A 14678-nucleotide genomic window follows, 5' to 3' on the forward strand; every position below is an offset into this window, starting at 1 on the left:
GATTCATTATTTCCGCGTAACAGTTCAGGACGGCGGGAAAAATAGTGCGAAAGCAGGCGTTAAGCTCGCTTATAAGACTGTTTTTGCACTATTTTTCACATCGGATGGACATACGATGCTTCTTGACCGGTTTTTTCGGTCAAGAAGATAAGCCGTCCTAAACAGTTACATTTCCGCAAAATATGGGGTAACAGGCGCTCCTTATTCTGCGCTGTAGCGGGCGTAAGCGTCCTTATAAATCTGGATATAGCGTTCCACATTCATATCCTGAAGCTTCTTCTGGAACGAATCCCACTCGTCCTCCACGCCGCCTTCCACGATCCAGCCTGCATACTTCTGGGCTACGTAAGAGTCAATATCTGTCTGCAGCACGCCGATTTCTTCAATCTCGTCCCCAGTGAAGAACACATTGGGATACATCTCGTCGGCCGGTACATTGTACGGAGCATAGAAAGCATCCAGTTCCTTACGCTCTGTTAAGTTAGCGTTTAAGTCCAGCTTGTCAATGATCGGCTGCATCACTGCGAAGGTTCCGTCATTTCCCGGGCTGTAATCATGAATTGCCGTATCGAGAGTGACGCCTTCCGGCAGCTGCATCTGGTGGTAACGGCCTTCTCCGGTCTTCTCCAGAACGTGGCCCAGCAGGCCCTGGCAGATCTCCAGGGAACTTTCCGGATCGTAGGACTGATCGATCCAGCGCATCAGAACTTCCGGATGCTCCGCTTTGCTGGTAATTGCGAAGGAACCCTTGGAGATGATCTTTGCATCCACGGTTCTCCAGATCCGCTCGCCGTTGGTATTGATAAGCGGCGCCATGGCTACGTAGTCATCCTTGTTGGCCGCCGCTGTGGCATTGCCGCTCCAGCCTAAAAACATGCCGACAATCTTGTTGGGATCCTGAATTTTGGCCACATAGACGTTAAAATCATGTGTAAATGCTTCCTTGTCCACCAGCCCCTTTTCGTACAGGGAATGGAACCAGGAAATGGCCTCTTTATACGGTTCTGTCATCGGCGTATATACAACATCTCCGTCGTTGATCACGAAATGATAGATATCATCCAGCTGTCCGAAGGTTCCGAATAAAGACTGGATTCCCTGCTGCCTGTTGTAAGGGTCGCTGGAGCTCATACGGAACGAAAATGGGATTTCATCGTTTGTATTGCCGTTTCCATTGGGATCTCCGTCCTTGAAGGCCTGAAGAACGGTTTCCAGCTCTTCCCTGGTCTCCGGCACCTTAAGTCCCAGATTATCGAGCCAGGTCTTGTTGATGAACAGCTTGTCATGGGTGGTCGGATTTAACTCATTGATGGTCGGCAGCGAGTAGATATTGCCATCCGGCGCCGTAATCTGCTTCCTGTACTGCGGGTTCGCGTCAAGAATCGCCTTTAAGTTGGGCGCATACTCGTCTATCATATCATTTAACGGGATCAGCATTCCCTGGGACGCATACTTGATGATATCCACATCTTTTAAGATATCCTGTCCGTAAAATGCATCCGGCAGCGTATTACTTGCAAACAGCAGGCTCTTTTTCTCATTCCATCCGTCATCAGAGGACATATTCCAGTTGACGATTACATTCGTATCCGTCTCCAGCTTCTGAAAGAATTCCAGCTCCTTAAAATTTTTATTTTTCTGTGTGCTGGCCGCGATCTCATACGTAATCGGCTGGTTGACGATGGGCAGGCCTTCCTTATTTACTTCAAACGCAGCCTGCGTCTCTCCGGCTTCCGCGGCTTTGGTGGCTGCCGGCGCTGCCGTCTCGTTGGCCGCCTTGGGCACACAGGCCGTCAGGGCCGATGCCATAACCGTAACTGTAAGCAGTGTACTCATAAATCTCTTTTTCATTGTTTCCCTCCTGAAAAAATATAGTTTTATGTAATTTTCCTTCCAGGTCAGCCCTTGACGGAGCCAACCATAACACCCTTTGCGAAATGCTTCTGCAGGAACGGATAGATCACCAGAACCGGCAGAGTCGATACGATAATAACGCCGTACTTGATCAGCTCGGCAGCCTTCTGCTGTTCAATGATGCTGTCCACATCGCCCAGGCCGGAAGCCTGATTCTGAAGCAGAATATTTCTCAGTGTCAGCTGCAGCGGATACAGCCCCTCATCCCTTAAATAGATCAGGCCGTTCATGAATTCATTCCAGTGCGCGACGCCGTAATAGAGGACGAGCACCACCACAATCGTCTTCGACAGCGGAAGCACAATGCTGAAAAAGTACCGGATATGACTGCAGCCATCGATGGAAGCCGCCTCGTACAGTTCCTCCGGTATGCTGTTGCTGATATAATTGATGGCGATAATCAGGTTAAACACGTTGATAGCCGGAAGCAGAACCATAACCCACGGCGTATTGTACAGATGAAGGTCGTTCATCCATAAGTAAGTAGGAATCAGTCCCCCCTGAAAGTACATGGTAAACATGACGAACAGCGTGAGCGGCTTCCTGGCAAAAAAGTTCTTTCTGCTTAACGGATACGCCAGCATCATGGTAAGAATCACGTTGATGGTGGTTCCCACCACGGTGTAAAAAATGGTATTGCTATAGGATCGCCAGATCTTCGTATTTTCAAATATTTTTTCATAGCCGGTCGTGTTAAACCCGACGGGCCAAAATGCCACCTGGCCATTGTTGATCGCCACCGGATCGGAAACCGACGCGATTACGATAAAATATAGTGGATACAGTACACAGACTGCCACTAGGCCGAGTACGAGATAATTAAAGATATCAAACAGGCGGTCGGCCGGCGCCTGCGTCCCAAAGCTTCTGTGCAGCTTCGTTTTTTTCTGTGCCATTTTGTCCTCCTTGTTACGAGCACTTGGCGGCTCGTTACCACAAACTGTTGTCAGTCGTCTTCTTCGCAATGTGATTGACAGTGACCAGAAGTATGATATTGACCAGATTGTTAAACAGGTTGATGGCCGCTGAATAGCTGTACTGTGCATCTATCATACCAACTTTATAGATATAGGTCGATATAATTTCACTGGCTGCCAGATTCTGGGCATTCTGCATTAAATATGCCTTCTGGAATCCCAGATTCATCACCTTTCCCACCTCCAGAATCAGCATCATCACAACCGTAGGCAGGATACCCGGAATATCGATGTGCCAGATCCTCTGCCACTTATTGGCTCCATCCACCTGTGCCGCTTCATATAAGTCGGGGCTGATTCCCGCCAGCGCCGCGATATAGATGATTGCGCTCCACCCCGCGTTCTGCCAGATTCCCGAGAGTACAAATGTCAGCTTAAAATACTTCGCATCTCCCAGAAAGAAGATGGGCTCACCTCCGAACAGCTGAATCACCTGGTTGATCAGACCATTTCTCGGTGATAAGAATATGTACAGCATACCGGTCAGGACGACGATCGATATAAAGTGCGGACAGTACACGATCGACTGCACAAATTTCCGGAACCTCTGGTGCTTCACCTGATTCAGCATAATTGCCAGAAGAACCGGAATCGGGAACCCCAGCAGAATCTGTAGAAAGCTGAGTCCCAGCGTGTTCTTAATTAATGGCCAAAACTGGGAAGATGAAAAAAAGCGATCAAAATGTTTGAAGCCGCACCACTGGCTCCCCCAGATTCCGTCCACCGCCCGAAAATCCTTAAAGGCGATCTGCACTCCATACATGGGTACATAATGGAACAGAATAAAATACAAAATAGGAACTGCACATAATAACAGAAGCTGCCAGTCGCGCCTCAGCGCCCTTTTCACTCTGTAAATCCCCGGCTTTCCGGGTGCAGGCCCGACCGCGTGTTTCGTGTCAGTACTCCCCCTCATTCCCTGAAACCTCCTCCATATTTATTTGTCTGACACCAGTATAGCGGCAGTTCCCGCCTCGTTTCAATTCACATTTTTTGCAGACCTTCCAGCCATTTTTCCAGCGGTCATAACCGCATACTGTTTTTGCTTTCTACATTTGCCATTTTTTGCTTCTTTGCAGAATTTGCACTAGATTCCATGGGGCTTTCCGCCATTTTTTATTTATCTTTTCCTTGTCCTTATTTTCTTTCGCGGTACTTTGCTTGAAAGTGTTGTGCATTTACCATATAATAAATATTGTTAAATATCAGAAACGGGGGCGGTGAGATCTTATGCTGAAAACAGGGAAAAAGCGAAAATTCGGGAGGCACTATATCCGCTATCTGATCTCCTATATGACCGTGCTCTTAATCCCTCTCGTCATCCTGACCTTCTTCTATTCCTCCCGATTTATGAAGAAATTTTATGATGAGATCTACGAAACCGTAGACTTAGAGCTGCTGCAGATCAGCACTCAGCTCGACAATGAGCTGGAGTCCATGTTAAACATCGTAGGGCAGCTGACGCTGACCGGAACGATACACGATGCCTCCGAGGCGGAAACTCCACTGGCCCTGAGCCCGACCATCACCTATCTGTCGGCCTTAACCTCTGCGAACCCTTTTATCCAGGATATCGTTCTGATTCTGGATGGGAAAGAATACGTGGCCACCAGTTCCACGACCTGCCGGAAGGACTATTACTTCAGCCGCATTTTCCGCGTTCCCGGCATGAGCTCCAGGGAATTCCAGGATCTGCTTCTGAACAGCAAGGCCTCCTTCTGTCTTCCCAGGCAGAAGCTTCTTAACCTGGACTTAGGCCCTGCCGAGGCAAACGTCGTGCTTTTTTCCTACCCGGTCTTTACCGATTATCAGAAACACGAGGGCACAGCTCTCTTTTATGTAAACAACAGCTCCATTGAGGCACTTTTAAGCCAAAAGCTTCAGAGCTATCAGGCGCAGACCTATATCCTGGACCAGAACGGGGCCGTCGTAACCACCTCAGGGGAACACGATCGGATGCGCGGCATTTTAAGCACTTATCTGGGAGATTCCATAGAACTGTCGTCCACGACCAGTATAGATGGGGAAGAATACGTCGTCCGCACACACAGGTCCGAGAAAAATGGGTGGACGTATCTGGCTTTTATTCCGGACAGGCAGACCACATTTTCCCAGGTTTCTTCTATTATGAAGGAATTCCTGCTGGCTATCGTGATTATTCTGCTTATCGCCAGCTTCACCATCTTCTTTTTGCAGAAGGTGAATTACGCACCCGTCCGCCGTCTGCGGGACAGGGCAAAGCTGATCTCCCCGGACGCTGCTTCCTACAACGAACTGGAAACCATTGCCGGAGCACTGGATTACTTATCTACTCAGAACAGTTCACTGTCCACTCAGCTGGCCAACAGCCTCACAGCCGTTAAAAATGAACGCTTATACCGCCTCTTAAACGGCGCCTACGCTTCCAGAGAAGACTTCAATCTGGATTGTTCGGAGCTGGACCTCTCCCTGCCAAATGAGTACTTTACCGTCAGTATCGTGATGCTGCATAAACAGTTTGACAACTTGGACGGGCTGGCGCAGGAGATTAAGAAGCAGTTTTCCGTTCCTTATATTTACTATTACCTGCATAATTTCCATCCCAACCAGATCGTGCTGCTCATGAACCAGCCGGATCACATGCCGGTCTCGGCAAGATTTTTCGGGGATGTGCAGAAATATTTAACCAGGCAGTACGGGCTGATGACCACCGTCGGAATCGGCACCTGCGTGAACAGTACGGAGCGCATCGCCCAGTCCTACATGGAGGCCGTCAGCGCCCTGGACTACCGTTTCGTAAAGGGCAACGGCACCGTCATTGAGTTTCGGGAGGTCCTGGGGCCGGCGCACGCAACGGTCGTTTACCCTCACAAGGAATTTGAGAGTCTTAGAAATGCACTTTTTTCCAAAAATGAGCAGAACATCAGGGATGCCATTCAGAATATCATTCATTTTATGGAGCAGAGCCAGCTTCCTCTCTATCTGGCCAGAAGTATCTGTTTTGACTTAATCCATCTCGTAAATGAACACTGCCGCGGTCAGAAAAATGCGGCCTCCAACTCTCCGATCGAACTGTCGGGTATGGAGACCGCGCAGGAGATTATACAGATGCTCCGGGCCTGGAGTGAGCATTTGAGTGGGCTCACCACCTCTGCGGCCAAACGGGTCGTTCTGGATGAGGTTATGAAATACTTGGAGGCCAACTGCCTCCGCTGCGATTTTTCCGCTTATGAGGCAGCCGGCCACTTCGAGATGACGCTTCCGGCCTTCAGCAAATACTTTAAAGATCATACCGGTCAGAATGTGATGGATTACACCATTCACCTGCGGATGGAACGGGCAAAAGAACTTTTACGTACCACCGCGCTTCCGCTGAAAGAGATTTCCGAAGCCGTAGGCTACTACAATATCTCCAGCTTTACAAGGCGTTTTAAATTAAACCAGGGGATTACCCCCAGCGAATACCGAAAGGTGTTTGTAAAAGACAGGTCGGAAAGACCACCATGCTAAAATGGCCCCCCTCCATCTGGCACACCAAAAACAGAGGCGGCACCCGAATATAATCTGGGGTGCCGCCTCTGTTTTTTTAATTAAACTGTCAGTTACTCCGTTTTCTCCAGCATTCCCATTCCCGCAGCAATCTTCTTTCCAAAGATCAGGACGATCAGTCCTGCCGCGCAGGTAATCAGGCCAATCACCAGGAAGAACGGAACCTCAGAACCCTCCTTATAGAAATTCACTGCCAGGGTGTTAAGCGCCGCACCCGTGGACTGAGACATGGACCACACCGTAATCATCTGGGTTGCAAACGCCTGCGGGGCCACGATGGACGCACAGGAATATCCAACCGGGCTGGTAAATGCCTCACCAAGGATAATAAGCAGATAGAACACTACGATCCAGAGCGGGCTTACCTTATCCGCAGCTCCGTAGAGCATGAAAGGAAGCGTCATGAAGAGCGGTCCGCAGCCCCACAGAATCGTTCCAATACCAATCTTTGCCGGTGCCAGAGGCTGTCTCTTTCCGAGCACACTCCACAAGGAACCGACCACGGCCCCTAAGAAAATGGCAAATACGGCCGGAAGTGTCTGGAAGGACGCCGCCGATATCTCCATTCCAAATATCACACGGTCCACTCTCTGTTCCGTAAAAATGGCAAGAATGGAAGTGGACTGGGTCCATACCAGCATGGCAAAGCAGTTGCAGATGAAGGCGGGGATTAGGTTGGCGACTCTCGTCTTCTCCTCTTTCTGCGTCTTCGGGCTTGTAATAATAATCACAAAGTAAATGATCGGGATAAAAATGGCGGCTGTACTGATTACGTTGGAGAATACCCCGATCGTCAGGATCCCGCTGATAAACAACACAGCAAATACAGCAATGGCGACTACAATGGCAACAATCATTTTTACAATAAAGCTTTTCTTCTTGTCCGCAGGAAGGGGATCATCCGGCTCGTAACCAATCGTTCCGAAAAACTTCTTCTCTGTGATCAGATAGGCTGCAACCCCCAAAGCGGCAAATACGGCACAGACCAGAAATGCTGCATGGTATCCGGTAGCCAGTGCAATGGCACCGGAGATAACAGGCGCTGCCGCGCCGATGTTGGATATCACATAACCAATCGTATAGGCTCCGTCTCTTCGGCTGTCGGACTTGTCGTAAAATTTTCCCATCAGAGCGTCCGCGCTTCTGCCGCAGAGCATGGCGGATACAAGGAGCAGACACATGGCTCCCACGTATCCCACGATTCCGCCGAATGGCAGGGCGAGACAGACGTACGCCAGTACCGTGACGGCTCTGGAAAAACACAGCGCGCGCCTCGTTCCCAGGATACGGTCGGCCACATAGCTGCCGACAATACCGAACATGAGGGAACACGCCGAGTAAAGGGATATCAGCTGCGCCGCGTTGGCCTGGCTCAGTCCCAGCCCCTCCGGTTTTACAGCATACAGATAATAAATTAAAATGGCGCTCATGCCATAGCTGGCATAAGAATTGCATAACTGCATAAAGCTTAAGGTTCCCACTCCCTTGGGATGGCCTAAAAATGATCTCTGTTTACGTAACTCTTCATTTGAAATCGCCTGACTTGCTGTTTTCATGAGTATTTCTCCCTTTTTTTATTTAAATCGTCTTAAAGTAGACCTGATACGGCTCGTGGCAGATACTGCTGAGCGGAACAAATTTAATCTCCTGGTACTGCAGCGAGATCTCTCCCTCCGCCTTCACAAGCTGCTCTAAGGCTCCTTCTCTATCGAATGGTAATTCCAGAAAATTCACCGAATCGGTCAATGCCGCCAGTACATAAGGTCCATACGTGAGGCTGGCGGTATGGTGATCATCCGGCGTCCGCTCCAGATTCACCCGACACGCAAACCGGATCTCTGCCCTCATGCTGTCGCTTCCATCGTATCCAATCTGAATATATCCGGCCTCATCAGACGGGGCCTTCACGGCTGCCCCGTCAATCTCCAGCTGATACGATCCGCCGCACCAGTACGGAACTCTTATTTTCAGCACTGTGCTTTTATTTCCCTGTACCTCCACAGAGATATGGCCCGGGTCCGCCGAATTCGTCGTCTGCCTGATCGTAATACCTGCGGCTTCCAGAACCGACGGAATAAACAGATTAACATAAATCGAGTCTGCATCGTGGTAATAAATACTGTCAATATATTTGAAATGGCTCTCCAGCCCGGTTCCGTGACAGCAGGAATTCTCATCCTCAAAATCCTTATGAAATCCAGGTGCCAGCGGCATAAAGTAGGTGCTGGCCCCCGTCGCTCCGTGTTCACAGGAAGCGGCGATATGGTTGAAGACCGTTCTCTCATAATAATCCATATAGAGGGCCGAGGGCTGGTACTGGTATAGTTCCTTCGTCAGCTTCAGCATATTATAGGAAGCGCAGCTCTCCGCCGTATTCTTGGTCAGAAGACCGGCAACCGTTCCGGCCTCATGGAACATCTCCCCCTCACCGGTACCGCCGATGGTATAGATATGAGCGCCGGTCACCGCTTCCCAGAAGAAACGGGCGATATCCCGGTAATACGTCTCTCCGCCTGCCTCAAATATCTTCATGCAGCCTACCATCTGGGGAATGTGCTGGTTCGCATGAAGTCCATCCAGCGCGTCTACGTTCTTTGCCATGGGGTAAAACAGCCTGTCGTTGTTAAACAGCTTCGCAGCCTCCAAATGCTCCGGCTTTGCTGTGTGTATGTATAATCGGGCCATGGCGTCGTTCATGCCGCCGAACTCACCTGCAATATAGAGACTCCACATACGGTTCAGCTGGGCGTGGGGTACCTTTGACAGCCTCTCGTACACCCAGTCTCCCAGATCTCCGGCAATAGTGAGTGCCTCGTCACAGCCCGCAAATTCGTAGCAGTCCAGAAGTCCGGCGAGAATCTTATGGAGTGTATAATAGGGAGCCCAGATCTCCGGATAGCGCACCAGCTGTTCCAGACGGTCAAACTGTTCTTCTCCATAACCGCTTAAAAAGCCTTTATGGCAACCCTTTTTCTCGTGCAGGGCAGTCTGACATTCCCGAAGCGCGTGCACCATATACTCTGCTTTTTCCCGGATCACCGGGCTGCCGGTCGCCCGGTAACACAGGGCCAGCCCCGATAAATAGTGGCCCGTGGTATGTCCCCTTAAGTTGCTGTCAGGAGCATCCCATCCGATCATCTCCGGCGCCCCCTTCTTATTCAGTCCCGCAGCATCCCGGAAATTATAAAGCATCTGGTCGTCATTGACCTGAAGCAGAAACTCTAAAAACCACTCCTGCGCCTGATAAAACGGGCTTCCTTCGATTAAGTAAACCCGGCCGTCCGAACAGTCTCTGACAATTGGTACAGGATTTACTGTCTCCGCCTCCAGCGTTTCCACAACCTCTATTCCGGCAGTCACAGGAACCGTGGTTCCTGATATAAAGCCGTGTTCCTCCACGAATCCGGTTTTCTCATAGACAGCTTCTCCATGATTGTTCCACTCTACCGCGTGGGAAATGGTCTTGCCGTCTTCCGTCACCACCACCGCCACAGACGGCAGATAGTAAGTCTGTCCCTTTGGAGCCTTTTCCTGGATTGGATATACCTTCGCAATCCTGATCCGGTTTTCCTCCTCCAGCACGCGCACGTCAAAGCAGCGCTCCGCCTCCGCGTCTCCGCACGTGATCACTGCCGTAAGTTTGATCGTCCTGGTGCCCATGCCGAATTTGGGGCGGGTAACCTTTCCTTCCGGAGTGATAATCCTGTCGTGGCCGCTGATCCACCGGATATCGGAACCGTACACTCCCTTTTTCGGAAGCGGCAAATCGAACTCTACGGTCCTGGTATTGCCGATATACAGAGCCTCTCTGTCTTTCTCCACGATTTCTTCTGCCGTCATGATTCCTTTACCTCCTGATATTTCGTTCCGTCGATATCGTATTCATTTCGCACCGTATCCCATGGATACGGAAGCTGCCTCGTCGTATAGAGCTGTGAGAAATATTCGTATGCCCCGGTGTCGTAACGCTTCAGCTCTTCTCTCGTATTGACTGGCCCCCGCACACCGTCCCACGCTCCGTCTTTTCCCTCTTCCATGACGTTAAACCAGATTGTGGTCAGTGTGGCGAAATACTCTTCAAAATTGCTGATTGCATAGCTTCCCGGCCATTTTCCAGCCGCTTTTGCCGCCTCATATACCTCAATGGAACGACAGTACAGCGTCTGATCGGCCAGATTTTTGATACCGATCAGATGAATGGCGTGGGCGAATTCATGAGCCAGAATCAATTCCTGTTTATAACGGGTCTGATGCGGTCCTTCGAGCACTCTTAAGATGTTGGCCTCAGAGATGGACGTGACCGGATTTTCATCGATACCACCGTAGCCCTCGACCGGCCGGTTCATATACAGACAGCCCGCGCGGTGCTCCGGTATATCGTATGCATCTTCATCCAGTGCGTAGATCGCCAGCTCCGCATGAAGCTCCCTCATTCGGTCCGCTGTCTCAGGCAGCTTCTCCAGCAGAATATCAATCATCTGAGCCGCAGCCTCATGAGCCCTGTCGCTCACCTTTTCTCCTGACTTAATACGGATTCCCATCTTCGAGGTTGTAAACTTCCGATAATACGGCTCGTAGGAAACCTGGTGGACTACGGTATTTATGCCGGCTGCTTCTATCAGACTTTTGGAACATACAATCCGGTGATCTGCCTTATATTCCACCCAGGCGGTAAGAGTGTCTGAGGATTTGATATGGGATTCTTCTTTCAGGAATTCCTTTTTCAGGCGTTCCTCTCCCCCGATTTCTCTTGCCAGCGTTACCGTAGTTCGTCTCTTCGCCGTTTCATGCACGGTACCGACATCCCATTCGTCATCGTCTTTCCGTTCATAAAGCTCCAGTTCTGTTCCATCTCTGTACACATGGAAAACCATGTTTTTTTCTTTGCCGGATACCGGCTCTCTCCCCCAGTAAAATTCAATATGCCTGCTGTCAATCCGCCGCACACGTTCAATGGGAAGCACACATTCTTCTCTCATTGCCGTTCCCCTCCATACCTTCCCGGAACATCAGAGTATAATCAAATCCCGTGTAATATTAGGTGTCAGACACTCCGCTCCGTCACCCGTGATCAGGTAATCATCTTCAATCCGCACACCGCAGATGCCCTGTACGTAGATTCCCGGCTCCAGCGTATGTACCACATTACGTTCCATCCGATACTCATTTCTCGAAGACAGGAACGGGTTCTCATGAATATCCAGACCGAAGCCGTGTCCCGGTCCATGAGGCAGGTGATACCCCGCGCCACCTATAACCGCTTCCACGGCAAGATCCACGTCCCGTGCGCTGACTCCCTCCCTCAGAGTACTTTCCGCCGCCTCCTTGGCTGCCTTCACCGTGTTATAAATCTTCATCATCTCGTCTGACGGTTTCCCCAGCGAAAAGGTTCTCGTGATATCGGAACAGTACGCCTCATATTTACATCCAAAATCAATCGTAACCATGTCTCCCTGCTGGATCGTTCTGTCCGTTAAGCTGGCGTGTGGATTAGCTCCGTTCACCGGGCCGGAAGCTACAATCGTTTCAAACGCCACATCCAGGCTTCCCCGTCTGCGGAATTCATTTTCCAGAATGTTGCGGATCTCCTTCTCGCTCTGTCCGGGCCGGATCTGATTCAGCAGAGACAGGAATGACTGTTCCGTAATATCGCAGGCTCTGCGGATCAGAACAAGCTCTTCCTCGTCCTTCACCATCCTGGCATCTGAAATATACGGTTTCATGTTCTGGATAGTTCCATGACAATGGCTTTCCAGCTCCAGGTAGTCTGCGTGCGAGATCTGTCCGATATCAATTCGGATTTCCCTGGCTCCAATCTCATCGAGCAGTCTGCCTGCGGTTTCGTAAAGCTTCTGCCCTGACTTGATTAAGACAATCTCAAATCCTTCTGTCTCCTGTTCCGCCTGACTGGTAAACCGTCCATCTGTGATCAGATAATTTCTGCTTTCACTGAGAATAATTACCGCCACTCCGGCTTCGCCGCTGAACCCGCTCACATATCGGATATCCGTTCCCTGGGTCACAAGCAGGCTGTCTATCCCATCCTGCCGCATGCTGCCGAGGATTTTCTGTACTCTTAAACCATAATTCATCTTGCTTCCTCCAACTATAATTATGAACTTAATTTCATTATTATGAACACATTGTAATCTTACCTCATACTTTTGTCAATGCATGGCGCTGAAATATTTTATTTTTGAGCAATAGTGCTAATTCTGCAACTTTTTATTTAGGAATAATCACAAAAAGGCTGTGAAATCCATAATGGATTTCACAGCCTCGTATTTATAATGCAAAAGAGCCGAATTTCTCCGGCTCTCCCAAGTATGCATCCGCAAATACATACCCCAATTAGTATTTATAGTATACAATACCGGTTTCATAAATGCAGAGATTAGATAAAATTTTTCAAAGAATTCATTCTCCCAGACAAATCGGGATGAATTACTATAGATGCTACGTCAAGATTCACGGAATCTTCCACTATTTCGTTTTCTGAAAAACCCAGTAGGTAACCACCCGTTTATCCCCCAGATTATAGATTCTGTGTGCCGATTTCTCCGGAATATAGATCGAATCTCCCTCTTCCAGGGTATAGACACTGTCCTCCACCTCGATGGTCAGGACGCCCTCGATCACGGTGCACACTTCCGGGAACAGGTGTCTGGAGACGATTCCCTTCTCCTCCGCTCCCGGGTCAATCGTTATGAACTCATAGATCTGCTTGTCATACCCGAAATCCAGTGTTTCAATCGTCATCTTATAGCGGGGATGATCAAACACCGACCTCTCATGCTTCCGGATGACCGTATGGTGCTGCTTCTCCTTCGTCAAAATCTCGATGATATCGGTCCGCAGCGCCTCGGCCACCTTCTGAAGGCTTTCCACCGTGGGACTGTTTTTCCCGGTCTCCAGATTGCTTAAAAAGCCGACCGAATAGCCGGTATACTCGGAGAGCTCCCGGATGGTAACGCCCTGTTCTTTTCTTAACTTGCTGATTTTTTCGCCTATTCCATCGAGATTAATGTAGTTCATAAAGCTCCTTTTACATCACATTTCCTGTAAACTATCTGTCTGAACTTTATCTTACTACATCATTTTAAAAATGAAAAGCGGTTTTCCATATTTTTTCATATTTATGAACCAGGGTGTGTTTGAAAATTCATCACAGGCCAGCTTTAAAGCTTCAGCTCTCCAATAATTTTCTTCAGCTCCTCGGCCGAATATACCAGTTTTCCCATCTCCATTAAGTCCAGGGGGATATCCAGCACCTTTTCCGCGCCTTCCTGGCCGACTACCGTCGGGATGCTTAAGCAGATATCGTGAAGTCCATAGAGCCCGTCTAAGTAAACCGATATCGGCATGATGGAATGTTCATTCCGGATCACAGACTCAGCGATTCTGCAGACCGCCATGGCCACACCGTAGTAGGTGGCCCCCTTTTTCTCTATAATCTCGTACGCGCTGTCCCGGACGCTCTGGTAAATGCGGTCCATGGACTCCATATGATCGAAATATCCCCTCAGTTCACAAAAATGATTTAACGGGATCCCCGATACGTTTGCCGCGCTCCACACAGCCAGCTCACTGTCGCCGTGCTCCCCGATGATAAATGCATGAATGCTTCTGCTGTCCACATCGAGATGGCGGCTCAATAAGTATTTCAGCCTGGCCGTATCCAGAACAGTCCCGGAACCGATGACTTTGTGACTGGGATAACCGGAAAGCTTAAGCGCCACATACGTCATGATATCTACCGGATTGGACACGATGAGCAGCGTCGCCTCCTGATTCTTCTCCACGATCTTTGGTATAATACTCTTGTAAATCTCCACATTTTTATGGACCAGATCGAGCCGTGTCTCTCCAGGCTTCTGATTTGCTCCCGCTGTGATAATGATCATGGCACAATCCGCGATATCCTCATAGCCTCCGGCCTTGATTTCCATAGGCTTCGTAAACGGCAGACCATGGCTTAAATCCATCGCCTCCCCTTCCGCCTTCTTTTCATTGGCATCAATCAGAACCAGTTCCGAAAAAATCCCCTTCTGTACAAGGGAAAATGCAATAGATGTTCCTACAAATCCACAGCCGATAATGGCCGCCTTCTGAATATTTATCATGATGAACTCCTCCTTCAACCAGGTTTATTTTATGCTGCTGTCCGGCACGGCATGACTGCACCGCCTCATGAACCGGAAAACAGAGTGCCGCAAAGGCACCCTGTCATATGGGAAAATACGATATCCTGTTTTATAG

The 14678-nt window shown here is 49.5% G+C and carries 10 protein-coding genes; 1 reads left to right on the forward strand and 9 read right to left on the reverse strand.

Annotated features, from left to right (window positions below; translation table 11 throughout):
- Positions 1 to 201: 201 nt before the first annotated feature.
- The 3 genes from H8S80_RS17955 to H8S80_RS17965 are packed head-to-tail and all read right to left on the reverse strand — an operon-like array spanning position 202 to position 3807.
- Positions 202 to 1851 carry a type 2 periplasmic-binding domain-containing protein gene (locus tag H8S80_RS17955; protein WP_117632728.1) on the reverse strand — a complete coding sequence of 550 codons (1650 nt, stop codon included), beginning with the start codon at positions 1849 to 1851 and terminating at the stop codon, positions 202 to 204.
- Positions 1852 to 1898: 47 nt separating this feature from the next.
- Positions 1899 to 2810 carry a carbohydrate ABC transporter permease gene (locus H8S80_RS17960; RefSeq protein ID WP_110323592.1) on the reverse strand — a complete coding sequence of 304 codons (912 nt, stop codon included), beginning with the start codon at positions 2808 to 2810 and terminating at the stop codon, positions 1899 to 1901.
- 34 nt (positions 2811 to 2844) lie between these two features.
- A complete protein-coding gene (locus tag H8S80_RS17965; protein ID WP_002605538.1) occupies positions 2845 to 3807 on the reverse strand; it encodes an ABC transporter permease in 963 nt (320 codons plus the stop codon).
- Positions 3808 to 4121: 314 nt separating this feature from the next.
- On the opposite strand from H8S80_RS17965, the gene H8S80_RS17970 reads away from it, so the two are divergent.
- Positions 4122 to 6380 carry a helix-turn-helix domain-containing protein gene (locus H8S80_RS17970; protein ID WP_117632729.1) on the forward strand — a complete coding sequence of 753 codons (2259 nt, stop codon included), beginning with the start codon at positions 4122 to 4124 and terminating at the stop codon, positions 6378 to 6380.
- A gap of 92 nt (positions 6381 to 6472) precedes the next feature.
- Here H8S80_RS17970 and H8S80_RS17975 read toward each other — a convergent pair whose 3' ends face one another.
- The 6 genes from H8S80_RS17975 to H8S80_RS18000 form a co-directional block, all read right to left on the reverse strand.
- Positions 6473 to 7975: a peptide MFS transporter gene (locus tag H8S80_RS17975; protein ID WP_002605535.1), complete on the reverse strand. Its 1503-nt coding sequence runs from the start codon at positions 7973 to 7975 to the stop codon at positions 6473 to 6475.
- 22 nt (positions 7976 to 7997) lie between these two features.
- Complete coding sequence (locus H8S80_RS17980) at positions 7998 to 10259, reverse strand: beta-L-arabinofuranosidase domain-containing protein (RefSeq protein ID WP_187049063.1); 2262 nt, start codon at positions 10257 to 10259, stop codon at positions 7998 to 8000.
- Positions 10256 to 11398: a hypothetical protein gene (locus H8S80_RS17985; RefSeq protein WP_117632731.1), complete on the reverse strand. Its 1143-nt coding sequence runs from the start codon at positions 11396 to 11398 to the stop codon at positions 10256 to 10258. The genes H8S80_RS17980 and H8S80_RS17985 overlap by 4 nt, the downstream gene beginning before the upstream one ends.
- A gap of 30 nt (positions 11399 to 11428) precedes the next feature.
- Positions 11429 to 12511 carry a M24 family metallopeptidase gene (locus tag H8S80_RS17990; protein WP_002605532.1) on the reverse strand — a complete coding sequence of 361 codons (1083 nt, stop codon included), beginning with the start codon at positions 12509 to 12511 and terminating at the stop codon, positions 11429 to 11431.
- Positions 12512 to 12902: 391 nt separating this feature from the next.
- Positions 12903 to 13454 carry a helix-turn-helix domain-containing protein gene (locus tag H8S80_RS17995; RefSeq protein WP_002605531.1) on the reverse strand — a complete coding sequence of 184 codons (552 nt, stop codon included), beginning with the start codon at positions 13452 to 13454 and terminating at the stop codon, positions 12903 to 12905.
- A 143-nt stretch (positions 13455 to 13597) separates the two neighbouring features.
- Positions 13598 to 14542, reverse strand: coding sequence for an L-lactate dehydrogenase (locus tag H8S80_RS18000; RefSeq protein WP_002605530.1), 945 nt, complete (start codon positions 14540 to 14542; stop codon positions 13598 to 13600).
- Positions 14543 to 14678 lie beyond the last annotated feature (136 nt).

The organism is Hungatella sp. L36 (genome assembly GCF_014288035.1).

Bases quoted from the DNA above. Each gene is read 5' to 3' on its own strand.
- H8S80_RS17955 (WP_117632728.1), bottom strand. From the start codon at position 1,851: ATGAAAAAGAGATTTATGAGTACACTGCTTACAGTTACGGTTATGGCA.
- H8S80_RS17960 (WP_110323592.1), bottom strand. From the start codon at position 2,810: ATGGCACAGAAAAAAACGAAGCTGCACAGAAGCTTTGGGACGCAGGCG.
- H8S80_RS17965 (WP_002605538.1), bottom strand. From the start codon at position 3,807: ATGAGGGGGAGTACTGACACGAAACACGCGGTCGGGCCTGCACCCGGA.
- H8S80_RS17970 (WP_117632729.1), top strand. From the start codon at position 4,122: ATGCTGAAAACAGGGAAAAAGCGAAAATTCGGGAGGCACTATATCCGC.
- H8S80_RS17975 (WP_002605535.1), bottom strand. From the start codon at position 7,975: ATGAAAACAGCAAGTCAGGCGATTTCAAATGAAGAGTTACGTAAACAG.
- H8S80_RS17980 (WP_187049063.1), bottom strand. From the start codon at position 10,259: ATGACGGCAGAAGAAATCGTGGAGAAAGACAGAGAGGCTCTGTATATC.
- H8S80_RS17985 (WP_117632731.1), bottom strand. From the start codon at position 11,398: ATGAGAGAAGAATGTGTGCTTCCCATTGAACGTGTGCGGCGGATTGAC.
- H8S80_RS17990 (WP_002605532.1), bottom strand. From the start codon at position 12,511: ATGAATTATGGTTTAAGAGTACAGAAAATCCTCGGCAGCATGCGGCAG.
- H8S80_RS17995 (WP_002605531.1), bottom strand. From the start codon at position 13,454: ATGAACTACATTAATCTCGATGGAATAGGCGAAAAAATCAGCAAGTTA.
- H8S80_RS18000 (WP_002605530.1), bottom strand. From the start codon at position 14,542: ATGATAAATATTCAGAAGGCGGCCATTATCGGCTGTGGATTTGTAGGA.